The organism is Rhodopseudomonas sp. BAL398 (genome assembly GCF_033001325.1).
Lineage (GTDB): Bacteria > Pseudomonadota > Alphaproteobacteria > Rhizobiales > Xanthobacteraceae > JARJEH01.
In genome coordinates this window covers 3,354,691-3,378,445 of record NZ_CP133111.1, presented here as the reverse complement: position 1 = coordinate 3,378,445, position 23,755 = coordinate 3,354,691, and the positions used below count along the sequence as shown (strand labels likewise).

The following is a 23,755-nucleotide window of genomic DNA, read 5'->3' as shown; positions in this document are numbered from 1 at the left end:
AATGTGACGCATGAGGGACGGACGGTGATGTCTGCGCCCGCTTGGAGACTCCGGTCGCGGCTCGTCGATCGATCATCTCGACCGGCCGTGTAGTTCCGTCCGCATGGTGACCAAGCGGTGTCATCGAGAGGGCTCCGCGTTCCTATTTATAGTTAAGCTGACACGTAAAACCCTACCGATCGAGATCGGTAGTTGACTATTTTCTGGCAGGTAATCCATCTGGTCAGCAATGTGAAGGTCAAGGTCGTTCAACGGCACTGTCGCCCTCGTGGCGCCGGGGCCGCAATAGCGACGGCGAACGATCACAAGCCACAGTTCCAGTTAACCAAGCCGGACCAGCTTCGACCGCCCCAATCATGGGCGCGATCGCGAGCATGCCCCGGTGCGCCCAAAGCGACCCGTTTCCGAGCCAAGCCGATTGCACGTCAGTTCCGAGGAAGTAAGCATGTCGCCCATCCGGATTGCCAACAAGGCTCTCATCTCATCTTCAATCGAGCCGGAACAGGTCGCGGTCAAGCTGATCTCCCGGAAGGCATCCACGGGCGCAGCCGGCATTCGCGCCATGATCCTCCGCGGCCTTTTGTCGACGACGGCGATCGTCGGCGTCTCCGCGGCAGTTGTTTTTGCAACCCACGCGAACGAGGCCGCGGCGCAGACGGCGACATGGATCGGCGCGACAAGTACTTATCTTGACGACGCGAACTGGACTGGAGGGACGGCGCCGGTTGCAGCCGGTCGGTCCGCCACTTTCACCAACACCGGCGATGCGACCGTCAACGTCGGCAGCGCGATCGCCCCCGATTCGTGGATATTCAACACCAACGCCTTGAATTACGCGATCAGCGGCGCCGCGGTGAATTTCGGCGGAACCGGCATCACCAACAATGCGACGGGCAATATCAGCATCGCCAACGCGATCGGCGGCACCGGCGGCGTGACCCAGGCCGGCACGGGCATACTGACGCTGTCAGGCGCTAACACCTATACGGGCAGCACGATGGTGACCGGCGGCACGCTCAACGTCGCGGGCACGCTCGGCCGCGTGACGCTCGGAGGCGGCACGACCCTGCACGTTTCCCCCGGCGGCACGATCAACACCGCGACGGGGCCCAGCGTCAACGGCACCGGGACGTTCACCATCGTCAACCTGGGCGCTATCACGAACACGACCGGCAGCAATATCAATACGAACGGCACGGTGGCGCTGATCACCGGGTCTGGCAGCACGCTCAGTTCGGGCCAGAACGAGGCGTTCGCAGCAGCTGGGGCGGGCAGCAGCATCGTCAATGCCGCCGGCGCGACGATCCGGGGCGGCTCGGACACGCAATACGGGCGCGTCTATCTCGGAAACAGCGCCTCCGTCACCAATTACGGCACGCTGGCGGGCTCCGCGACGCTGGCGTCCGGCGGCAACACCAGCGGCGCGCTGGTCGTCGGCACAAACAGCACCGTCAATCTGCGCGCGGGCTCGACGACCGGCAACGTGCGGCTCGGGAATGGCTCGACGCTCTCGCTCTACAACGGCAGCGGCACTGCGGGAGCAGGCAACACCACCATCGATCCGGTGACCGGCGCGACGATTACCCTCCAGACCGCCGGCACCAATGCGGCTGCGACGGTGGGCACGATCGCGTTCGGCACGGGCGGCACCCTGGCGCTGCGCGGCACCGGCGACGGCACCGCTGCCAACGGTGTGACGGGCGCGTGGAACATAGCGAACCTGGGCGGCGCCACCACGCTCAGCAAGCAGGACTCCGGCACCTTTGTGCTGACGGGCAGCTATGGCGGCGCGCTTGCCACCAACGTGATTGGCGGGCGGCTCGTGGCCTCGAACACCGCAGGCGCCTTCGGCACCGGCGCCGTGGCGATCAGCACCGGGGCCACCGTCGAACTCAGCAACACGACGGCGAACTCCGTCATTGAACTGCCCGGTCTCGCCTTCAGCGGCGCTGGCACCCTGGAAAAGACCGGAGCCGGCATCGTTTCGATCGGCGGCATCACGCAGAGTTCTATCGGCTTCGCGCAAGGCGGCCTGATCAACGTCGTCGCAGGGACGCTGCGCGGCTCGACGCAGAACCATGGGATCTGGTCGGGCAACAATGCCGGGCTGACCATCGCATCCGGCGCGACCTTCGACGGCGTCGAGGGCACCATCCGCGTCGACGCGCTCAACGGCGCGGGAACGCTGCAAGGCGGCCCCACGACCACGATCGGCGTAGCCAATGGCAGCGGCGTCTTCACCGGCGTCATCCAAAACAGCATCTATGCGGGCGGTACGTTCGCGCTGACCAAGGCAGGCACCGGCACGCAGACGCTCTCGGGCACCAGCACCTATACGGGCGCCACCACCATCGCCGGCGGCGCGCTGCGCGGTGGGGCGGCCAGCAGCTTCAGCGCGAACAGCGCCTTCACGGTCGGCAGCGGCGCGTTCCTCGATCTCGGCGGCTTCAACGAGACGATCGGTTCGCTCGGCGGAGCCGGCACGGTCACCAACTCCGGCACCAACGCCCAACTGTCAGCCGGCGGCCTGAACCAATCTTCGACCTTCTCGGGCGTCATCCAAAACGGCGCCGGCACTGTCGGACTCGTCAAGTCAGGCACCGGCACCCTGACCCTGACCGGCGCCAACACCTATACGGGCGGCACCAGCGTCTCTGCCGGTACCTTGCAGATCGGCACCAACGGCTCGCTCGCCGGCAATATCGTCGACAATGCCACGCTGGCGTTCAACCGGCCCGATGCGGTGACTTTCGCCGGCGTCGTCTCCGGCTCTGGAACGCTCAACCAGACCGGGGCAGGCAGCACGACCCTGACCGGCGTCAACAGCGTCGGCAACGGCCAGTTCACCGGCACCGCCAACGTCAATGCCGGCACGCTTGCCATCAATGGCACCTTCGGCGATACGGCGGGCAACACCGCGCTGGTCAATGTCAACAATGGCGGCACGCTGCACGGATCTGGCACGGTCGCAGGTTCGGTGGTGGTCGCCAGCGGCGGCTTCGTCTCGGCCGGCAACTCGCCGGGCACGCTGACCGTCGCGCAGGACTACACGCTCGCGGCAGGCTCGACCTCCCTGTTCGAACTCGGGACGCCTGGCGTCGTCGGCGGCACCGACAACGACCTCATCAATGTGGGCCGCAACCTCACGCTCGGTGGAACGCTGAGCGCGGTGTCGTCGGCCGACGGCGCTGCATCGCCGGTGGCTGGCGAATATCGCCTCTACACCTATGGCGGCACGCTGACCGGCGCCTTCGCGTCTGTGGCCACACCCACCGCACAAAGCGCGACCGTGTTCACCAACGTTGCCGGCCAGGTGAATTTGCTGGTCGCCAATGCCGGCCAGAACCTTCAGTACTGGGACGGCGCCGACACCACCGGTGCAGCCGCCGGCGGCCAGGGCGGCACCGGTAACTGGACCGCGGCCAATACCAACTGGACGGCGTCGCCGACCAGCCAGGTCGACAATGCCTGGCGGTCCGGTGTCGGCATCTTCGGCGGCACCGCCGGGACGGTGACGATCACCGGCGCGCAGAGCGTCCAGGGCCTGCAATTCACCGCTGACGGCTATCAACTGGCTGGCGCCGGCACGCTCAATCTCACCGGCGATGCGTTCTCTACAGTGGCGCAGAGCTTCATCAACGTCGACGCTGGCGTTGGCGTCAGCATCGCCAACGCGCTCACCAGCACAGGCGGCACATTCGGCCTCGTCAAGATCGGTACCGGTTCGCTGACGCTGAGCGGCGCGAACACCTACACGGGCCTCACCACCGTCAGCAACGGCACGCTGGCGATCGCGGCGGGCGGCAGCATCACCTCAGACGTCAGCAACGCCGCGACGTTCAACAACGCCGGCACCGTCACCGGCACCTTCGCCAATGCCGGCACAGCCAGCAACAGCGGCGTCATTACGGGTGCCACCACTCAGTCGGCGGGATCGTTGTCCAACACCGGCGCGCTGCGCGGCACGCTCGGCCTGACCGGCGGCAGCTTCACGAACGCCACCGGCGGCAGCGTCGTCGGCGCCACCACCAACGCGGGAGGCACCGTCACCAACAACGGCGGCACCCTGGCAGCCGTCACCAACAGCAGTGGCACCTTCGCCAACAATTCCGGCACCGCCGGGGCGGTCATCAATTCCGCCACCGCGACCAACGCCGGAACCGTTGCCTCGCTGACCAACAACAGCGGCACCTTCGCCAACACCGGCACCATCACCGGCGCGACGACCGTGTCCGGGGGCGCGTTCACCACAAGCGGCACGCTCGGCGGCGGCCTGACGAACTCTGCAACGGTCACCGCCAACGGCGGCGCCGTGAACGGCGCCATCGCCAACAATGCCGGCGCGTTCAACGTCGGCGGCACGGTGACCAGCAACAATAGGTTTGCCAACGCGTCGGGAGCCACACTGGCTGTCACGGGCACCGGCAGCTACACTCTGCAGGGACTGCTGACCAATGCCGGCCTGCTCACCATCGCGAATGGCGGCCAGCTTAATGCGACCGCCGGCGGGCTGACCAACACCGGCACCGTCACCGTGGCGCAAGGCGGTACGCTGCGCGACGACCTCAACAATGCCGGCACGGTGACCAACAACGGCAACTATATCGCCAATGTCGCCTTCACCTCCGGCAGCATCGCCAACACTGCGTCCGGAACCTGGACCGGCAACGTGCTGAGCAACAGCGGATCGCTGTCCAACAGCGGCACCTGGACCGGCAGCATTGTCACGTCCGGCACTTTTACCAACGCTGCCGGCGGTACTGTCTCCGGCCTGGTGACCAACAGCGGCACCACCACCAACGCCGGCACCTTCAATGGCGGCCTGGCCAACACCGCCGGCACCACCATCAACAATGGCGTCATCAACGGACCGGTCACCCTCTCCGGCGGCAGCCTGACTGGTTCGGGCCGCACCGGCAACCTGATCGCCAGCAGCGGCGCCTTCGCGCCCGGCAACGGCACCCCCGGCTCGTCGATGACGGTGAACGGCAACCTGGCACTGGCGTCGGCTGTGCAGTATGTGGTGCAGGTCAACCCAGCCACCGCATCCTTCACCAGCGTCACCGGCACAGCGGCGCTCGGCGGCGCGGCGGTGACTGCCCACTTTGCCAGGGGCAGCTATGTGACGCAGCAGTACACCATCGTGGCTGCGGCTGGCGGCCGCACCGGGACCTTTGGCGCGCTCACCACGACCAACCTGCCTGCCAACTTCAATGCCAACGTCAGCTACGATGCCAATCGGGCATTTCTCGATTTGACGCTGGACTACACCAGGGTTGGCGGTCTCAACCGGAACCAGCAGAATGTCGCCAACACGCTGACCGGATACTTCAACCGGACCGGCGGCATCCCGATGGCATTCGGGTCGCTATCCGCCTCTGGGCTGTCGCAGGTCTCAGGCGAACTCGGCACCGGCACGCAGCAGACCACCTTCGACGCCATGGGTCTGTTCATGGGGCTGATGACCGATCCCTCGAGCGCTGGTCGCAGCACGGCACCGCAGCGCGCCATCGGCTATGCTGACGAGTCGCGGCGCGCGCCGCGCGACGCCTTCGCGGCGATGTCCCGCAAGGCGCCCGAAGCATTGCAATTCGAACAGCGCTGGAACGTCTGGTCGGCCGGATTCGGCGGATCGCAGACCACCGACGGCAACGCCGCCACCGGATCCGGCACGGCGTCGTCGCGGATCTATGGCGGCGCCGCCGGCGCCGACTATCGCATCTCGCCGAACACCACGGCCGGCTTCGCACTCGCCGGCGGCGGCACCAATTTCAGCGTTGCCAACGGCGGCAGCGGTCGCAGCGACCTGTTCCAGGCGGGCGGCTTTGTCCGGCACAGTGTCGGCGCAACGTACCTGACCGCCGCATTGGCCTATGGCTGGCAGGATGTCACGACGGAGCGCAGCGTCGGCGTCGACCGTCTCGGTGCCCGGTTCACCAGCAATGCATTGTCGGGCCGCGTCGAAACCGGCAGCCGCTTCGATGCGCCGTGGATCGATGGAGCCGGCCTGACGCCCTATGCGGCCGCGCAATTCACCACGGTCTATCTTCCGAGCTACGGCGAGACGGCCGGAACTGCGAGCACGTTCGGCCTCAACTACGCTGCCAGGGACGTTACCGCATCACGCAGCGAACTCGGCCTGCGTAGCGACCGCTCGTTCGGTGCTCTCGATGGCGTCATGACGTTACGCGGACGCGCCGCATGGGCGCATAATTTCAACCCGGATCGCAGCGTCAACGCCACCTTCCAGACGCTGCCCGGTGCCGGCTTCGTCGTCAACGGGGCAGCCCAGGCGCGCGAAGCCGCGCTGGTGACCGCTTCTGCGGAGATGGCGTGGCGCAACGGCTGGACTGTGGCCGGAACCTTCGAAGGCGAGTTCTCGAAGGTGACGAGCAGCTATGCCGGCAAGGGCGTGGTGCGCTACGGCTGGTAGGATCGGCGGCGCAATGACGATGACGACCCACTGCGCTGCCGCAGTGGGCTGTAGCTCTCGCTTGGCGGCCGGCAGCAATCTCCCGATTCCACCAATCGTGAACATGCGCTAGAGCAATTCCGGTTCTGATAGAATCAGAACCGGAGCTCTAGATTCTTGTTTTGTCGCGTTTTCTTCACGCGAACCGGGATCCACTTCGCTCGAAAACGCTCTAGTTGGCGTAACGCGCGGTCAGGTCGCGCGCGATCTTCGAGCCCTCTTCGAGGGCGCGGCGGATCGCGATATTGGCGGCCGGGGTGCAGGTCCGATAGGTCTGCTGGAAGCCGTTATAGCCGCGGTTGAAGGCGACGGTCATCCGGGTCCGGCGCTCGCCCGAAGGGGTTTCGGCATCGATCAGCGCCTGCATTTCGCTGCGCCATTTGCTGCCCTCCTCGGCGCCGCAGATGCCGCGCAGATAATGCAGCGAGCCGAGGATTTCGGCGAGTCGCTCGAGGTCGCCGTCGAACGGCGCGGCGACATCCTGCGCCCGCGCCGGGCCAAGATTGGGACCAAGACCCAGATCCAGCCCGCAGCTCGCAACGACGATTACGATGGCCAACAGATATTTCAGCATGAACCGGTCCAACAGCGCCCTGATATGCCTTTTCGGCGCAAGCCGCGCAAGCCGCGCAACTGCGGGCGGCTCAGCCGCCGATCAGGCCGCGCGCGGCGTGGACGATCTCGGACAGCCCCTCGGTGGTCTTGAACGCGCCAAGTCCATCGGGCGCGAGCCAGCGGAATTCGTCGAGTTCGTCGTTCAGCACCGGCTCCCCGGCGATCCAGCGTGCCGCAAACGACATGATCACGTAATGGCCGGCATGGACCGGTCCCGGCAGCACCTCGCGCCACCCGGCCAGCGCGACGATCTCGATCGTCAGCGCGGTCTCTTCGGCAACCTCCCGGTGCAGCGCCTGCGCCAGCGATTCGCCATATTCGACCCGGCCGCCTGGCAATGAATAGACCCCCTTGGCGGGGGAGCGCGCGCGACGCACCAGCAGCAGCTCCTGGCCGCGGAAGATCGCGGCACTGCAGGCAATTTGGGGGCGGTGTGGCGCGGAAGCGGACATGGGAGTCAGTGGCTCATGATGTAGTCGACGTCGGCCTCGATGCCCTGGCCGTTGATGACGCCGCCGGCCCGGGTCACCAGCGGCCTGACCCAGTCGGCGGCCTGCTCGGCGAGTTTGGCGCGGGTGCTGTCCTGCTGGACGTCGCGCATCGCCGCGCCGACCGCGGTGAGGATCTCCTTCATGGTGTCGGTGATGCTGTCGAAATCCGACCGGATCTGCGGGTCCGCGGTGTCGTAGGCCTCGATCGCGAGGTCGCGCGCCTTGAAATTGGAGGCGTGGAAATGCTCGGCATAGGACAGCGGCTGCCATTCGAGAAAGTCCTCCGAGCATTCCGGCATGTCGGGGATCATCTCGAGCAGCATGATGGCTTCGTTGAAATGGTTCAAATAGTCGGTGGCCAGGCCGGTTTTCGGGTTGATATTGGCGGCGACCAGCTTGGCCGCCCATGCGTTGGCGTCCGCGTCGACGCGCAGCGGCGTCGGGCGTTCGGATTGGGCCTGATTGGAATTCGCGGATGACATCCGCGGCATTCTTGACGCTCGGGGTTAAGAGGCTCTGAATGGAATACCGTTTAGGAGCAGGGAATGTGCGGACGCTTTGTAATCACTTCGGCGCCGGCGGCGGTCAGGTTGGCCTTCGGCTATGTCGACCAGCCGAATTTCCCGCCGCGTTACAATATCGCCCCGACCCAGCCGATTCCCGTAGTGATGCTGGAACAGGGCGCGCGCCGATTCCGGCTGATGCGCTGGGGGCTGCTGCCGTCCTGGGTCAAGGACCCGGCTAAATTCACCTTGCTGATCAATGCGCGCGCCGAAACCGTGCTGGAGAAGCCGGCGTTCCGCGCCGCGATCAAGCGGCGGCGCTGCCTGGTTCCGGCCGATGGCTATTTCGAATGGCTGGCCGCCGGCAAGCTCAAACAGCCCTATTTCATTCATCCGCGCGACGGCGGCCCGATCGGTCTCGCCGCGTTGGCCGAAACCTGGGTCGGGCCGAATGGCGAAGAACTCGACACCGTGGCGATCCTCACCACCGCGGCGACCGGCGATCTGGCCCAATTGCATCACCGCGTCCCGGTGACGATCGCCCCGCAGGATTACGAGCACTGGCTGGATTGCACCCATTTTGACGCCGAATCCGCGGTGGCGCTGCTGCAGCCGCCGGCCGAGGGCGCGTTTGTCTGGCATCCGGTCTCGACCGCGGTCAACCGCGTCGCCAACGACAATGCGCAATTGCTGCTGCCGATCGCGGCGGAGCAGGGGGGGAATGCCGGCGCACCGCCGAAGCCGGCGAAAAAGCCGGCGCCGAAACCGGTGCCAGCGCCCTCGGAGGACAGCGGGCAGGGCTCGCTGTTCTGATGAACGAGTCAGCGCGGTGCCTTCTCCCCTCCCCCTTGCGGGGAGGGGGCGGGGGTGGGGGGGCAACGGGCGCGGGCATCTGCGATTGATCCCCCGACCTGTGCTCCAATCGTACTCCCGCCGGCGCAGTGCTCGCGGCACCCCCACCCCCAACCCCTCCCCGCAGGGGGGAGGGGAGCGCGCATCATCCGTGGCGATGTCGGGTTATTGGCGGCCGCTCACAGCACCTTGCCGGGATTCATGATCCCGAGCGGGTCGAGCACGGCCTTGATCGACCGCATCAACTCCATCGCCACCTTGTCCTTCACCGCCGGCAATTCGTCGCGCTTGAGCACGCCGATGCCGTGTTCGGCGGAGATCGAGCCGCCCATCCTGCGCACGACGGCGAACACCGTCGCGTTGACCGCGTGCCATTGCGCCAGGAACGCCGCCTTGTCGGCGCCGAGCGGCTGGCTGACATTGTAGTGGATGTTGCCGTCGCCGAGATGGCCGAACGGCACCGGCCGGGCGCCCGGGATCAGTCCGATGACGGCGTCATTGGCCTCGGCGATGAAAGCCGGCACCGCCGCGACCGGCACCGAGACGTCGTGCTTGATCGAACCGCCTTCGGGTTTTTGCGCCGGCGAGATCTCCTCGCGCAACTTCCAGAACGCTTGCTGCTGGCTCAGATTGGCGGCGATCGCGGCGTCGTCGACGATGCCGTCCTCCATGCCGCGCTCGAGAATCGTCTGCAGCGCCGCGCCGGCATCGTCGCGCGACGACGACAATTCGATCAGCACGTACCACGGATACCTGCTCTGCAACGGATCGCGAATCCCGATGCCGTGGCGGACGGAAAAATCCAGCGCGATCTCGGCGATCAGTTCGAAGCTGGTGAGGTTGCCGGCGGCCTCGGCCTGGGCGATCTGCAGCAGCCGCAACGCCGCGGCCGGCGATTGCAGCCCGACAAAGGCGGTGTCGATTGCGCGCGGCTTGGGAAACAGTTTCAGCGTCGCCGCGGTGATGATACCGAGCGTGCCCTCGGCGCCGATGAACAGATTGCGCAGATCGTAGCCGGTATTGTCCTTCTTCAGCTTCGACAGCGTGTTGAGCACGCGCCCGTCGGCGAGCACGACTTCGAGCCCGAGCGCCATGTCGCGCGCCAGGCCATAGGCCAATGCCGCGGTGCCGCCCGCATTGGTCGACAGATTGCCGCCGATGGTGCAGCTGCCCTGGGCGGCGAGCGACAGCGGAAACAGCCGGTCGACCTCGGCGGCGCGGGCCTGGGCGTTTTGCAGGATCAGCCCGGCCTCCACCGTCATGGTGTTGGATTCGGTGTCGATCTCGCGGATCGCATCCATCCGCCGCAGCGACACCACCACCTCGCCATTGAGCGGCGTCTGGCCGCCGACCAGCCCGGTATTGCCGCCCTGCGGCACCAGCGCGATGCGCGCCTCGGAGGCGAGCCTGCAGATCGCCGCCACCTCGGCGGTCGAGCCCGGCCGCAGCACCAGCGCCGAGGTCCCGTGGAACAGGTTGCGGTCCTCGGTGACATAGGGCTCGATATCGGCCGGCGCGGTGACGGCATATTTATCGCCGACGATGGCGGCGAACCGCGCCAGCAGTTCGGGGGCGAGCGCAGGCGGCTTCTGCTGGATGTTCATGGGCTTTTCCGGTGGTTTCTTGATTGGCGCGGCAAAGCCTAGCGGAAACTTGCGCCGCCGTCAGTCCCGCGGCGCCGCGGCGCGGCGCAGCCGGTCGTTGATGGCCTCGCCGAGGTCATGCCGTGGGATCGGCATCACCGCGATGCCGCGCGCGCCGCTGGCGTCGAGCGCGCGCAGATGACCGAACAGATTGGCGGCGGCCTCGATCAGATCGCCGCGTTCCGACAGATTGAGCACCGCCGACGCGCTCGCGGCGCCCGGAAGCGTCGCCGTCCCGAAGGCCAGCAGCGCCTCGCCGGGCGCAAGCCGGTCGGCATCGAGCCGGACTTGGGCGCGTGGGGCGTAATGCGACGCCACCATCCCCGGCGCCAGCGGCCGGGTGCTGTCGGCCCGCGGCGAGGGTGGCGTCGCGCGCAGCGCGTGGCCCAGCACGCGCTCGATCGCATCGCGGGGTAGTCCGCCGGGGCGCAGCAGCATCGGTTCGCCCAGGCAGCTGAGAATGGTGGATTCGACCCCGACCGCCACCTTGCCGCCATCGACGATCAGGTCGATGCGGCCGTCGAGGTCGGCTTTGACATGGGCGGCGGTGGTCGGCGAGACGTGGCCGGAGCGATTCGCCGAGGGCGCCACCACGGCGCCGCCGAATGCGCGCAGGATGGCGCGGGCCAAAGGATGCGACGGCACCCGGATCGCCACGCTGTCGAGCCCGGCGGTGGCCAGATCCGCCACCGCGCAGCCTTGCAGCTTCGGCAACACCAGCGTCAGCGGCCCCGGCCAGAACGCCTCGGCCAGCGCCAGCGCGGTGGCATCGAAGCTGGCGAGGCGCCGCGCGGCGGCCAGATCCGCCACATGGGCGATCAGCGGATTGAACGAGGGCCGGCCCTTGGCGCGATACAGACGCGCAATGGCATCGGGATTGCCGGCATCGGCGCCGAGCCCGTAAACCGTCTCGGTCGGGAATGCCAGCAAACCGCCGCCCTTGAGGCACCGCGCCGCCGCCAGCACGGCGGCGTCGTCGGCTTCCAGGGTCTGGGTCGCCTGCCTGATCGTCATCATAGATTCATTCCTCAATAGCCTTCTTGCGGTCAGCGAAACCCAAGGCTATAAGCCGCCCCAGTTGTCGGAGTGTGGCTCAGCCCGGTAGAGCACTGCGTTCGGGACGCAGGGGTCGCAGGTTCGAATCCTGCCACTCCGACCAACATTTCAATAGGTTGTAGATATTGCCCTGAGGCGGCGCAACGGAATGACCTTTTCTTTGAATCAAGGGCCGCTTTATGGCCGACGTCGCGGTTACTGATCTCGACCTGAGATTTGGTGAGTGCCGAGACGGCGAATTGAAGGAAGGGGAGGCAAATGCAGAACCAATCGAGTTTGATCATCTAGATTCGAAGATTTCTGGTTGGCTGACCGATCTGCTTGATTGGGCTCAAAAAAATCCCTACGCACTTGCCGCCATCAGCCACATGACACTGATCTGGGCCGTAGCCGAAACCGGAGAAATCCGGATTTGCATTGAGCAAAGCTGCAACGCTGACTTTCCTGAGAAACGCTTTCCCAGATCTCGGAATGTAGAATATCCTAGGAGTTTCCATCACCTGGGTCACCCGATGCTTGTCGATGGTGCCCGAGCGCGAATTTCTGGAGAACTCTACCTCGACCAGGAAGGTGAAGAATTCATCTGGACCTTAAGCAATAAATCAGGCCGCTTCGGCTTTGATCGAAAGCTCGAACATTTGATCAACGTTAGCGACGAATTCCAAGCTTTGGGAGTTTACGTAAAGCTGCAGTTCCTCGCATGAGAGTGGGTATGCTGGATTTATCGTCGACCAACCTTCTTCGACTCAGACAGAGCGACGCCAACAGTCTCGCTCGATGGCTCGCCGACGACCGTGCAATGATGGACTTTGAGACCGCAATCTATCAGCGCCTTAAGCGGTACACACATGCGTCCCTCAAGACTTCTGAAGAAATATACTCTTTCGGCCGCGAGATGAGACAGATATATGAGCAGCGCTCGAATCAGTCTTTGGTATTTAAGATGGAAGCTTCCGACTTGAATGAGCGAGTCTACGTGCTTTTTACGTGTGGTTTTCTCAGACTCCCTTTTCAACTCGCAAGGGATACAATCAGTTTGCCCTCATCAAAGCTAAAAAATGTGCTTGCTGAGGTGCTGAAACCGAGCACGACGATCGCAGGCTTTTGACCAGTCCGGCAATCCTCCAAACGCCTCCGCAGACTGGCCTTGGAAATCCGGGTGGTGATGGCCGTAATGGACTTCGAGCTACTTCACGGTCATCCGCAGCCAACTTGCGGCTTCCCACGGATCAACCCGGCCTGCATCAACGAGGTCGCGGCTGTTTGGTGCCGCGAATGGCAGACCAAGATCGTCACTAAGGCCCGGATCTTCCCCGACTGAGCGGACCACCCGCAAGCGGCTGGCCACAGCCAGGCGATTGAACCATGGGCCCATTGTGAATTCCGATCACGGTCTCGGTTCGAGTCCACCAACTGGCTCCGACGGGCCGGCATATCCGTTGGGATTTCGGCGCTGCCAGTTCCAGGCGTCGCGGCAGATGTCGGCGAGATTGCGCCTGGCGCGCCAACCCAGCACGCGTTCGGCCAGATCCGCGCTGGCGTAGTTGCTCGCAACGTCGCCGCTGCGCCTTGGCGCCACCTGCACCGGGATGGTCGCACCGCTGGCTTGCGCAAACGCGTCGATCAGTTCCAGAACGCTGGTGCCGCGTCCGGTGCCGAGATTGACCGTCAGGAAACGGTCGCGGTCGAGGGATCGCAACGCGCAGATATGTCCCGCGGCAAGATCCATCACATGGACGTAATCCCTCACGCCGGTCCCGTCGATCGTATCGTAGTCGTCGCCGAAAACGGTCACATGCGAGCGGCGCCCCATTGCCACCTGGGCGACAAGGGGCGCCAGATTGCCGGCGGCGCCGCGGGGATCCTCTCCGATCAATCCGCTGTCATGCGATCCTGCCGGATTGAAATAACGCAGGATCGCGATTTCGAACCGGTTCGAAGCGGCGGCCAGATCCGCCAGCATGGTCTCGACCACCAATTTGGTGCGGCCATAGGGGGTGCGGGGCGACAGCCGGTGATCCTCTGTCAGCGGCAGCGCCACCGGATCGCCATAGACCGCCGCCGACGACGAGAACACCAGCCGATGCACGCCGGCGTCCTCCATCGCCTGAACCAGCCGCAGCGTCCCGACGACATTGTTGTCGTAATAGCGGGCCGGCTCGCTGACCGATTGGGTGATCGACTTCAGGCCGGCAAAGTGGATGACCGCGCCACATAGGTGGCGCGCCAGCGCCGTCGCCATCGTTTCGCGGTCGCGAACATCGCCGTCGACGACGATGGGAGCGGCGCCGGCTATGCGCGCGATCCGATCGATCACCTCGCGATGGCTGTTGGAAAAATTGTCGTAGATGACGACGCCGTATCCGGCGCGGATCAATTCGACGCAGGTGTGGGAGCCGATATAGCCCGCGCCGCCGGTCACCAAAACCTTCGTGTCCTGTTGGCTCGATTGCGTCATTGCGTCCATCAGTCGGCTCGACGGCGGCAAGCATTCATGGCGATCGGCGGCGCACTGGATAATGGCGACCCCATCCTAACAGCGCCGCTCAAAATCGTCGCTGTCGCACCGCGATGCAATTGCAACGCGCCGCGACCGTCTCTCGCCGATTCTCGGGGAGGGGCGTCGTGACGGCCGCAATGGCGGGTCTGCGGCGCCGAGTGTCCCCGCCTCGAAGTGACTGAATTGCGCAATTCCTGCTTTCTTTTTGCGCAATATGCGCATAAATGAGTCCGCAATCGGTGCGGTACCGGAACTTAGCCGGGCTGAAAATCAAAGATGCGCGAAGCGCGCGGGAGAAAATGTGATGCAGATTCCGATTAAGCGGGCGATCGAGAAGGTTCCGGGCGGCATGATGACGGTGCCGCTGTTGATCGGGGCGCTGCTGGCGACGTTCTTCCCCGGCACCCCGAAATTCTTCGGCTCCTTCACCGGCGCGCTGTTTTCCAGCGGCGCCCTGACCATTCTGGCGGTGTTCTATGTCTGCATGGGCGCCAGCATCGATTTCAAGGCGACCCCCTACATCATCAAGAAAGGCGGCACGCTGCTGATCGTCAAGGTCGGCATCGCGGTGATCGCCGGCCTGATTTTCGGCCGCTATCTGGGCGAAGCGCCGGTCACCGCCGGGATCTTCGCCGGCGTCTCGACGCTGGCGATCGTCGCAGCGATGAACGACACCAATGGCGGCCTCTACATGGCGCTGATGGGCCAATATGGCCGTCCGCGCGACGTCGGCGCCTATACGATCATGACGCTGGAAAGCGGCCCGTTCCTCACCATGCTGACGCTGGGCGTGGCCGGTCTGTCGTCGTTTCACTGGCAGGCGCTGGTGGGCGCCATCCTGCCGCTGGTGATCGGCATGATCATCGGCAATCTCGACCGTGAGATGCGCGCCTTCCTCAGCAAGGCCGTGCCGGTGATGATCCCGTTCTTCGCCTTCGCGCTCGGCACCGGGCTCAATCTATCCCAGGTCTGGCAGGCCGGCCTGCTGGGCATCGGCATGGGCGTCGCGGTCGTCGTGGTCACCGGCATTCCGCTGTTCTTCGCCGATCGCCTCACCGGCGGCAATGGCGTGGCGGGTGTCGCCGCGGCGTCGACCGCCGGCAATGCCGCGGCCGTCCCGGCGATCGTCGCTGCGGCCAATCCAGCCTATCTGGATGCCGCCGGCCCGGCCACGATCCTGATCGCGGCCTGCGTGGTGGTGACGGCGATTCTGACTCCGGTCTGCACCGCCTGGATCGCCGGCATCGTCGGCCGCGACATCGAGCCGGAGGAGGACGTTGCTGTCGCGCCGTTGCCGACGGCCGCGGTGCCCGCGCCAACGGTCGGGCGCTGAGATGGCTTGCGACTGGCTGATCCTCGCCGACGACCTCACCGGTGCTGCGGATTGTGCGATCGCCTTCGGGCGAAGGGGGCGCGCGGCCGCGGTGATGTGGGACGAGGTTGCCGATTCGTCGGATCATCAATTGCCGGTCCTTGCCTATGATGCGGCGAGCCGCGGCCTGTCGGCCGCGGCAGCAGCCCAGCGTCATGCCGACGTGCTGGTGCGACTCTTCGAGCCGCAACGTGTGCTGTTCAAGAAGATCGACTCGACGCTGCGCGGCCAACCCGCGGCGGAAATCGCCGCCACGCTGGCATATCTGAAATCCCGCGCGGGCCCGGCCTTCGGCGTGTTCGCGCCGGCCTTTCCGGCCACCGGGCGGACCACCATCGACGGGCGGATCCTGATCAAGGGCCGTCCGCTCGAGGAGATGGAGGTCTGGCAGCGCGATCACACCTATCCGACTGCCGATCTGACCGACGTTCTCGCCGCGGCGGGGATTCGCGCCGAGAAAATCCCGCTCGCCACGGTCCGCGGCAGCGAGCTGAAAGCCACCCTCGCCAGACTGGCAGGCGAAGGCGATCTGGTCGCGGCCTGCGACGCCGAGACCGACGAGGATCTGCATCTGATCGCGCAGGCAAGCCTGCTTGCCTCGCCGGCGACCTTCTTCATCGGCAGCGCCGGCTTGGCCCATGCGCTGGCCGGCCTCGATGCCGACACGGAGCTCGTGCCGATGCGGATTCCGACCAGCGCATTCGGCACGCTGATTGTCGTGGGATCGCTCGCCGGGGCGTCGCGGTCGGCGGCGCGCGAACTGGCGGCGACCGACACCGTCGCACATTTCCAGGTTGCGCCCGAGATGCTGCTCGGCGATCGCGCCGGTTGCGCGGCGATGGCGGCGGAGGTGGCCAAGCGGCTGTGTTCGGGCGAAGACGCGCTGGTCGAGATCGTGACCGATGGCCATCCGGACATGGCGCAGGGACCGCGGCTGGCGCTGGCGCTGGCCGAGGCGCTGGAGCCGGTGGCGCCCGCGATCGGCGCCTTCGCGGCGACCGGCGGCGAAACCGCCGCCGCCTTGCTGTCGCGCTTCGGAGTCAACGGCATCCGTCTTGCCGACGAGATCGAGCCGGGCGTGTCGCTCGGCCTCACCCTTGGAAAATTGTCGGTGCCGATCGCCACCAAAGCCGGCGCATTCGGCGATGACCTCAGCCTCATCCGCATCAGCCAACGTCTTCGCTGCGTTCGAATCAAAGGATATTTCTCATGACCCGTCCGACCATCGCGATCACCATGGGAGATCCGGCCGGCATCGGTCCCGAGGTCATCATGAAGGCGCTGGCCAAGCCTTATCCCAACGAGATCTGCAACCCGCTGGTGATCGGCGACGCCAACCGGCTGCGCAAGGCCGCCAAGGCTGTCGGCGTCGCGCTGGACGTCGACTCGCTGGCCGAGGCCGGCGACGCCGATTTCTCGTCGACGGCGGTGCAATGCGTGGATCTGAAGAACGTGCCGGACGATCTGCCGTTCGGCAAGATGTCGCCGATCGCCGGCGAGGCCGCCTATCGCTATATCGAGAAGGCCGTGCAGGTGGTGCAGGCCGGCATCGCGCAGGGCATCTGCACCGCGCCGCTCTCCAAGGAGGCGCTGCACGCGGCGGGCCACAAATATCCCGGCCATACCGAATTGCTGGCGCATCTGACCGGCACGCCGGAAGTGTCGATGATGCTGGTGTCGCCGAAGCTGCGCGTCATTCACGTCACCACCCATATCGGCCTGATCGACGCCATCAAGAAAATCGAGCCGGGCCTGGTCGAGCGCGTCATCACCCGCGGCCACGACGTGCTGATCAAGGCCGGTATCGCCAATCCGAAGATCGGCGTCTGCGCGATCAATCCGCATGCCGGCGAGAACGGGTTGTTCGGCCATGGCGAGGAGGCCGAGAAGATCACGCCGGCGGTGGAAGCCTGCCAGCGCAAGGGCTGGGACGTGCAGGGCCCGCTGCCCGCCGACACATTGTTCTTCCTGGCCGGCCGCGGCGACTACGACATGGTGGTGGCAATGTATCACGATCAGGGCCACGGCCCGATCAAGGTGCTGGGGCTGGAAGCCGGCGTCAACATCACGGTCGGCCTGCCGGTGATCCGCACCTCGGTCGATCACGGCACCGCCTTCGACATCGCCGGCAAGGGCATCGCCGACGAGCGCAGCCTGGTCGAGGCGCTGCGCCAGGCGGTCGATCTGGCCCCGAAGAAAGCGGCCTGAGACGGCGATCGCGTGAATATTCGCACGGCCGGGGCATCATGCTATGCATCGGCCGTGTCGCGACTTCGGCAAGGTCGAGCACGACCGACGGAAATGACTCTGCCAGGGGAGCGGGGCTGAGATTCGATGTCGATGCGTAGCAAGGAGCGTCACGCTCGCCTGTTGGAGGCGTTGAACGCCGGGGAGGTCGATGTCGACGATCTGGCGCGGCGGTTCAAGATCTCCGCCTCCACGGTGCGGCGCGACCTGCAGCTTTTGTCCAAGAACAACGCCGTGCGCCGCACCTATGGGGGCGCCATTCTGGCCAGCCAGGTGACAGAGACGACGCTGGAGCAGCGCCTCGCGGTGCGCGGCCAGGAGAAGCAGGCGATCGCGCGCGCGGCGGCCGAGCTGATCGCCGATGGCGACACGCTGATCCTCGATGCCGGCTCCACGGTCGCCGCCTTCGGCCAGCTGCTGCTGCGGCGGCGGTTGCGCATCATCACCAATAATCTGGCGCTGCTACCATTTCTCGCCAAGGCGCCGGCCATCGAGCTGGTGGTGCTGGGCGGCGCGCTGCGCTCCACCAGCATGAGCACCATGGGGCCGCTGGCCAATGACGCGCTGCGCCGCATGACCGCGGACCGCGCCATCATGAGCGCCGACGGCATCGTCCAGGGTCGCGGGTTGTGCGAGGCCGATCTGCAGCAGGTCGCGCTGAAATCGCTGATGATGCAGCAGGCCAAGGACGTCATCGTGCTGGCCGATGCCTGCAAGCTCGGCCGCGCCGACCAATTCGCCTGGGCGCCATTGCCGGACAGCTGGACGCTGGTGACCGATGCCGGCGCGTCGCAGGAGCAGCGCAGATGCTTCGCCGAAGCCGGCGCGCGCGTGATCGTCGCCGGCGCGCGCTGATGTTTGGTCGGGACCGCGCCCGGCGCGGCGCCGATGCGGATGGGGCGCCGTCAGCGGCCGGCGAAGCGCGCCGGGCGTTTTTGCACAAAGGCCGCGGCGCCCTCGCGCAAATCTTCGGTGACGAAGGCGCGCGCCTGTGACTCGGCCTCGTCATCAAGCGTGGACGACAATGAGGCGGCCCAGGCGGATTCGATCTGGGTCTTGATCAGGCCGATGCTCAACGGCGGCCCTTCGGCGAGGCGCTGCGCGGTGGCCAGCGCGGCGTCGCGCAGCTCGGCGTCGTCGACCGTTTTCCAGATCAGCCCCCATTGCTCGGCCTTGTCGGCGGACAGCGCTTCGCCGGTCAGCGCCAGCGCGCGGGCGCGGGCGACGCCGATCGAGCGCTGCAGGAACAGCGAGGTTCCGGCATCGAGCGCGGCGCCGAGCCGGACGAAGCTGAGGATGAAGCGCGCCGAGCGCGCCGCGATCACGATGTCGCCGGCGAGCGCAATGCCGACCCCGGCGCCGGCGGCGGCGCCGTTGACCGCGACCACGATCGGCTTGGGTGCAGCACGCATCTTTTCGAGCAGCGGGTTGAGCCGGCCGCGCATCATCTGCGCGACCTGATCGCCCATATCGAAAGTCGCGCCGCCGAGCTGCGCGCCGGCGCAAAAGCCCTTGCCGGCGCCGGTGAGCATGATCGCCCGCACCGAAGGATCGGCAAGCGCAGCGTCGAGCGCCGCGCCGAGATCGACCAGCAGGCTGCCGCCGAGCGCATTGTACTGCTCCGGATTGTTGAGCGTCAGGATCGCGACGGCGCCGCGCTGCTCGTGAAGAACCATCGACATCTTATCCTCGCTGGCCGTGTGGGGGGATGCGCAGCCGCTATAGCGAGCGCGCGATCAGCAGCTTCATCACCTCGTTGGTGCCGCCATAGATCTTCTGGATCCTTGCGTCGACATACATCCGCGAGATCGCATAGTCCTGCATGTAGCCATAGCCGCCATGCAGCTGCACGCAGTCGTCGACGGTCTCGCCTTGCTTCTGCGTGGTCCACCATTTCGCCATCGAGGCGGTGACGGCGTCGAGGTCGCCGGCCAGCAGCCGCTCGATGCAGAAATCGACGAAGACGCGCGCGATCATCGCCTCGGTCTTGCGTTCGGCGAGCTTGAAGGCGGTGTTCTGGAATTCGATGATCGGCTGGCCGAACGCCTTGCGCTGCCTGGTGTAGTCGACCGTCAGCCGCACCGCGCGCTCCATCGCGGCGACCGCGCCGATGGCGATGATCAGCCGCTCCTGCGGCAATTGCTGCATCAGCTGCGCGAAGCCCTTGCCTTCCTCGCCGCCGAGCAGGTTTTCCGGCGGCGCCACCGCGTCGTCGAAGAACAATTCCGAGGTGTCGGCGGCGGGCATGCCGATCTTGTCGAGGTTGCGGCCGCGCTTGAAACCGGCATTGTCCTTGGTCTCCAGCACGATCAGCGACAGGCCCTTGGCGCCGGGGCCGCCGGTGCGGGCGACCACGATGATCAGATCGGCGCTCTGGCCGTTGGTGATGAAGGTCTTCTGGCCGTTGATCACATAGGCGTTGCCCCGCAGCTTGGCGGTGGTACGCACCGCCTGCAGATCGGAGCCCGTCCCCGGCTCGGTCATCGCGATGGCGCCGATCAATTCGCCGCGCGCCATGCCGGGCAGCCAGCGCTGCTTCTGCTCCTCGGAGCCATAGTTGAGAATGTAATGCGCCACGATGCCGCTGGAGACGGTGACGCCATTGAGCGCGTCCGGCAATTCGCTTTCGATGTCCTCGAACACCGCGGCGTCATAGGCGAAGCTGGCGCCAAGCCCGCCATATTCCTCCGGGATGCTCGGCAGCAGCGCGCCCATTTCGCCGAGTTTCAGCCAGGCCGAGCGGTCGATGATCTTCTGCGCCCGCCATTTTTCAGCCTGCGGCGCCAGGTCCTTGGCGAGGAATTTACGAAACTGATCGCGGAACGTGTCGAGTTCCTCGGTCATCCATGACGAGCGATATTGCATAGTGCCTCGCGTTAAATGATGAGACCGCCGCCGCAGACGACCACCTGACCGCTAATGTAGTTCGATTCCGGGCTGCAGAACAAATACACCGCGTCGGCGGCTTCCTCCGGCGTGCCGCCGCGGCCGAGCGGGATCATTTTGGCCATGGCGTCGAGCATTTGCGGCTGGACGCCGACCTTGATGTCGCGGCCGGCGACGTCGATGGTCTTCTGCTGCGTCTCGATCGGCTGGGTCAGGCGGGTGTTGATCAGCCCGAACGCCACGCAATTGACGTTGACCTTGTAGCGTCCCCATTCCTTGCACATCGTCCGGGTCAGCCCGATCAACGACGCCTTGGCCGACGAATAGCTGGCCTGGCCGGCATTGCCGTAAAGCCCGGCGATCGAGGAAATGTTCACCACCTTGCGGAACACCTCGCGGCCGGCCTCGGCTTCCTTCTTGGCCAGAATGCGGATCGGCTCGGCGGCGGCGCGCAGGATCCGGAACGGCGCCACCAGATGGACGTCGAGCATCGCCTGGAATTGCTCGTCGGTCATCTTCTGGATCGTCGAGTCCCAGGTGTAGCCGGCATTGTTGATGATGATGTCGAGGCCGCCGAAGGTCTCCATCGCGGCGCCGACGAAGCGGTCGGCGAAGCCGGGCTCCGAGACGCTGCCATTGACGGCGATCGCCTCGCCGCCCATCGCCTTGATCTCGGCGGCGACCGCGTCGCCGGGCTCGGCGTCGAGATCGTTGACCACGAGTTTGGCGCCCTCATGCGCGAGTTTCAGCGCGATGGCGCGGCCGATGCCGCGGCCCGATCCGGTGATGAGGGCGACCTTGCCTGCGAGTTTACCCATGATGTGTCCTTGATCAGAGCGCGATGATGGCTTCGCCGGCGAGCTTGGTCTCGCCGTGCTGGTCCTTGGTGGTGAGCGTGATGCGGGCGCGGCGTTCGCCGCCGGCCTCGAGCAGTTCGGCGACGTGACCCTCGCAGGTCAGTTGCGCGCCGAGCTGGGTGATCGCGGCGAAGCGGGTCGAAAACGAGCGGATGGCGCCGGGCGGCACCGCGTCGGTCAGCGCCTGGCCGAGATAGCCCATCACCAGCATGCCGTGCGAGAACACGTCGGGAAATCCCGAGGCCTTGGCGAAGTCGAGATCGACATGGATCGGGTTGTGGTCGCCCGAGGCGCCGCAATACAGCGCCAAAGTGTGGCGGGTGATGGCGGGAAATTGCTTGTGGACGATGCGGTCGCCGACCGCGGGCTTCGGCTTGCTCATGCGGCGGCTCCATTGCGCACCACGATGGTGCGGGCGACGTCGGCGACATGGACGCTGTGCTGATTGGTGATGGCGGTCTCGATCACGATCAGCGTCATCGCGCCGCCCTTCTTGTCGGTGACGGCGGTGACGCGCGGATTGAAGGTGACGGTGTCGCCGACCACGACCGGGGCGTGATAGCAAAAGCTCTGCTCGCCATGCAGGACGCGGCCGAGATCGATGTCGAGCGCGGTGAGGAATTCGAACGGCGTCTCGGTGTCCATCATCTCCAGGCAGAACAGATAGGTCGGCGGAATCGGTGCCGCCGCATAGCCGGCCGCTTTCGCCGCGTCGGCGTCGCGATAGACCGGGTTGGTTTCGCCGAGCGTCTCGAAGAAATAGCGCAACCGTCCCGGTTCGACGCGCGCGGTGACCGGCGTGAAACTGCGCCCGACGGCGGATTGATCAACCATGATGTGTCCTTAATTTCCCTCAACCGTGCAGACGTTCAAAGGCGTCATTGCGAGGAGCGAAGCGACGAAGCAATCCAGGGCCACACGGCGATGCCCGTCGGGGCAGCCCCTGGATTGCTTCGCGCGACGGACCGCGCTGGCGCGCCGTCCGTCGGCTCGCAATGACGACGTCGTTGGCCGTGAAGGCCGCAATGGTCGTCACGCGCGCTCGTACAATGTCACCACGCAGGCGCCGCCGAGGCCGAGATTGTGCTGCAGGGCCAGCCGCGCGCCGTCGACCTGGGTGGCGGCCGCGGTGCCGCGCAATTGCCGGGTCAGCTCGTAGCATTGGGCGAGGCCGGTGGCGCCGAGCGGGTGGCCCTTCGACAGCAGGCCGCCGGACGGGTTGGTGACGAATTTGCCCCCATAGGTGTTGTCGCCGTCGTCGATGAATTTCGCCGCGCCGCCCTCGGGGCACAGGCCGAGCGCCTCGTAGGTGATCAGCTCGTTCTGGGCGAAGCAATCATGCAGCTCGACCACGTCGAGGTCGTCCGGCCCGACGCCGGCCTTTTGATAGACCGCATTGGCGGCGTCGCGCGCCATGTCGAAGCCGACCACCCGCATCATATCGCCGGCGCCGAAGGTCGACGGCGTGTCGGTGGTCATGCTCTGCGCGGCGATCCGCACATCGGTGCGCAAGCCGTGCTGCTTGGCGAATTTCTCGGACACCAGCACCGCGGCGGCGCCGCCGCAGGTCGGCGGACAGGCCATCAGCCGCGTCATCACGCCGGGCCAGATCACCTGATCGTTCATCACGTCGTCGGCCGAGACTTCCTTGCGGAACAGCGCCAGCGGATTGTTCTTGGCGTGCCGGCTGGCCTTGGCGCGGACCTTGGCGAAGGACGACAGCGGCGTACCGTATTGCTGCATATGGCTGAGGCCGGCGCCGCCGAAATAGCGCAGCGCCAGCGGCACGCCCGGGGCGTCGACCAGCGCGTCGGCGGCGGCGTCGAATTCGTCGAACGCGCTCGGCCGATCGGTGAACACCGCGCCCAGCGCGCCGGGCTTCATCTGTTCGAAGCCGAGCGCCAGCACGCAATCGGCGGCGCCGGATTCGATCGCCTGACGGGCCAGAAACAGCGCGGTCGAGCCGGTCGAGCAATTGTTGTTGACGTTGACGATCGGGATGCCGGTCATGCCGACGCCATACAGCGCGCGCTGGCCGCAGGTGGAGTCGCCGTAGACGTAACCGACATAGGCCTGCTGGATCGCCGCATAGTCGAGGCCGGAATCCTGGAGCGCCAGTCTGGCCGCCGTCGCCCCCATCACGTGATACGGCTCGTTGGCGCCGGGCTTGACGAACGGGATCATGCCGACACCGGCAATGTAAGCGCGAGACATCCGATCCTCCATAAATTACCCAATGGACTTCTTGTTACCCATGGGTA

The 23,755-nt window shown here is 65.9% G+C and carries 20 protein-coding genes and 1 tRNA gene; 9 read left to right on the top strand and 12 right to left on the bottom strand.

Going from position 1 to position 23,755, the window contains the following annotated elements; all coding sequences use genetic code 11:
* Window positions 1–445 precede the first annotated feature (445 nt).
* Window positions 446–6,433 carry an autotransporter-associated beta strand repeat-containing protein gene (locus tag RBJ75_RS15980; protein WP_052628879.1) on the top strand — a complete coding sequence of 1,996 codons (5,988 nt, stop codon included), beginning with the start codon at window positions 446–448 and terminating at the stop codon, window positions 6,431–6,433.
* A 211-nt stretch (window positions 6,434–6,644) separates the two neighbouring features.
* Here RBJ75_RS15980 and RBJ75_RS15975 read toward each other — a convergent pair whose 3' ends face one another.
* The 3 genes from RBJ75_RS15975 to RBJ75_RS15965 form a co-directional block, all read right to left on the bottom strand.
* Entirely contained in the window at window positions 6,645–7,046 is a 402-nt protein-coding gene (locus RBJ75_RS15975; RefSeq protein WP_044414653.1) for a TIGR02301 family protein, read from the bottom strand.
* A 70-nt stretch (window positions 7,047–7,116) separates the two neighbouring features.
* Window positions 7,117–7,539, bottom strand: coding sequence for an NUDIX hydrolase (locus RBJ75_RS15970; RefSeq protein ID WP_044414651.1), 423 nt, complete (start codon window positions 7,537–7,539; stop codon window positions 7,117–7,119).
* Window positions 7,540–7,544: 5 nt separating this feature from the next.
* The gene (locus RBJ75_RS15965; protein ID WP_044414654.1) at window positions 7,545–8,060 is read right to left on the bottom strand and encodes a hypothetical protein; all 516 of its coding nucleotides are present in this window, start codon (window positions 8,058–8,060) and stop codon (window positions 7,545–7,547) included.
* Window positions 8,061–8,123: 63 nt separating this feature from the next.
* Here RBJ75_RS15965 and RBJ75_RS15960 point away from each other — a divergent pair, with 63 nt between their 5' ends.
* Window positions 8,124–8,894: an SOS response-associated peptidase gene (locus RBJ75_RS15960; protein ID WP_044414652.1), complete on the top strand. Its 771-nt coding sequence runs from the start codon at window positions 8,124–8,126 to the stop codon at window positions 8,892–8,894.
* Between the two features lie 218 nt (window positions 8,895–9,112).
* Here RBJ75_RS15960 and RBJ75_RS15955 read toward each other — a convergent pair whose 3' ends face one another.
* Window positions 9,113–10,537, bottom strand: a complete 1,425-nt coding sequence (locus RBJ75_RS15955) for an FAD-binding oxidoreductase (protein ID WP_044417125.1) — start codon at window positions 10,535–10,537, stop codon at window positions 9,113–9,115.
* A gap of 60 nt (window positions 10,538–10,597) precedes the next feature.
* Entirely contained in the window at window positions 10,598–11,590 is a 993-nt protein-coding gene (locus RBJ75_RS15950) for an L-threonylcarbamoyladenylate synthase (protein WP_044417132.1), read from the bottom strand.
* 68 nt (window positions 11,591–11,658) lie between these two features.
* Between RBJ75_RS15950 and RBJ75_RS15945 the strand changes: the two genes are divergently transcribed.
* From RBJ75_RS15945 to RBJ75_RS15935, 3 genes are all read left to right on the top strand, one after another.
* A tRNA-Pro gene (locus RBJ75_RS15945) sits at window positions 11,659–11,735 on the top strand.
* 76 nt (window positions 11,736–11,811) lie between these two features.
* Window positions 11,812–12,336 (top strand): hypothetical protein, encoded by a 525-nt coding sequence (locus RBJ75_RS15940; protein WP_044417123.1) that lies wholly within the window; start codon window positions 11,812–11,814, stop codon window positions 12,334–12,336.
* 455 nt (window positions 12,337–12,791) lie between these two features.
* Entirely contained in the window at window positions 12,792–12,953 is a 162-nt protein-coding gene (locus tag RBJ75_RS15935; RefSeq protein ID WP_317528498.1) for a hypothetical protein, read from the top strand.
* 66 nt (window positions 12,954–13,019) lie between these two features.
* On the opposite strand, the gene galE is transcribed toward RBJ75_RS15935, so the two are convergent.
* Complete coding sequence (galE, locus tag RBJ75_RS15930; RefSeq protein WP_044417129.1) at window positions 13,020–14,090, bottom strand: UDP-glucose 4-epimerase GalE; 1,071 nt, start codon at window positions 14,088–14,090, stop codon at window positions 13,020–13,022.
* Between the two features lie 346 nt (window positions 14,091–14,436).
* Here galE and RBJ75_RS15925 point away from each other — a divergent pair, with 346 nt between their 5' ends.
* The 4 genes from RBJ75_RS15925 to RBJ75_RS15910 all read left to right on the top strand — a co-directional run bounded on the left by RBJ75_RS15925 (window position 14,437) and on the right by RBJ75_RS15910 (window position 18,606).
* Complete coding sequence (locus RBJ75_RS15925; RefSeq protein ID WP_276156483.1) at window positions 14,437–15,465, top strand: 2-keto-3-deoxygluconate permease; 1,029 nt, start codon at window positions 14,437–14,439, stop codon at window positions 15,463–15,465.
* A gap of 1 nt (window position 15,466) precedes the next feature.
* Window positions 15,467–16,717: a four-carbon acid sugar kinase family protein gene (locus RBJ75_RS15920; protein WP_044406574.1), complete on the top strand. Its 1,251-nt coding sequence runs from the start codon at window positions 15,467–15,469 to the stop codon at window positions 16,715–16,717.
* Window positions 16,714–17,712: a 4-hydroxythreonine-4-phosphate dehydrogenase PdxA gene (gene pdxA / locus RBJ75_RS15915; RefSeq protein WP_044406571.1), complete on the top strand. Its 999-nt coding sequence runs from the start codon at window positions 16,714–16,716 to the stop codon at window positions 17,710–17,712. Before RBJ75_RS15920 ends, pdxA begins: the two co-directional genes overlap by 4 nt.
* A gap of 126 nt (window positions 17,713–17,838) precedes the next feature.
* On the top strand, window positions 17,839–18,606 hold the full coding sequence (locus RBJ75_RS15910; RefSeq protein WP_052628828.1) for a DeoR/GlpR family DNA-binding transcription regulator: 768 nt from the start codon (window positions 17,839–17,841) through the stop codon (window positions 18,604–18,606).
* A gap of 50 nt (window positions 18,607–18,656) precedes the next feature.
* On the opposite strand, the gene RBJ75_RS15905 is transcribed toward RBJ75_RS15910, so the two are convergent.
* From RBJ75_RS15905 to RBJ75_RS15880, 6 genes are all read right to left on the bottom strand, one after another.
* Window positions 18,657–19,433 carry an enoyl-CoA hydratase-related protein gene (locus RBJ75_RS15905; protein WP_044406568.1) on the bottom strand — a complete coding sequence of 259 codons (777 nt, stop codon included), beginning with the start codon at window positions 19,431–19,433 and terminating at the stop codon, window positions 18,657–18,659.
* Between the two features lie 37 nt (window positions 19,434–19,470).
* Complete coding sequence (locus RBJ75_RS15900) at window positions 19,471–20,616, bottom strand: acyl-CoA dehydrogenase family protein (protein ID WP_044406565.1); 1,146 nt, start codon at window positions 20,614–20,616, stop codon at window positions 19,471–19,473.
* An 11-nt stretch (window positions 20,617–20,627) separates the two neighbouring features.
* Window positions 20,628–21,455: an SDR family NAD(P)-dependent oxidoreductase gene (locus RBJ75_RS15895; RefSeq protein WP_044406562.1), complete on the bottom strand. Its 828-nt coding sequence runs from the start codon at window positions 21,453–21,455 to the stop codon at window positions 20,628–20,630.
* Between the two features lie 13 nt (window positions 21,456–21,468).
* On the bottom strand, window positions 21,469–21,876 hold the full coding sequence (locus RBJ75_RS15890) for a MaoC family dehydratase (protein WP_044406559.1): 408 nt from the start codon (window positions 21,874–21,876) through the stop codon (window positions 21,469–21,471).
* Window positions 21,873–22,328 carry a MaoC family dehydratase N-terminal domain-containing protein gene (locus RBJ75_RS15885; protein WP_044406556.1) on the bottom strand — a complete coding sequence of 152 codons (456 nt, stop codon included), beginning with the start codon at window positions 22,326–22,328 and terminating at the stop codon, window positions 21,873–21,875. Before RBJ75_RS15885 ends, RBJ75_RS15890 begins: the two co-directional genes overlap by 4 nt.
* 198 nt (window positions 22,329–22,526) lie before the next feature.
* Window positions 22,527–23,708, bottom strand: a complete 1,182-nt coding sequence (locus RBJ75_RS15880; protein WP_044406583.1) for a lipid-transfer protein — start codon at window positions 23,706–23,708, stop codon at window positions 22,527–22,529.
* Window positions 23,709–23,755: the final 47 nt, after the last annotated feature.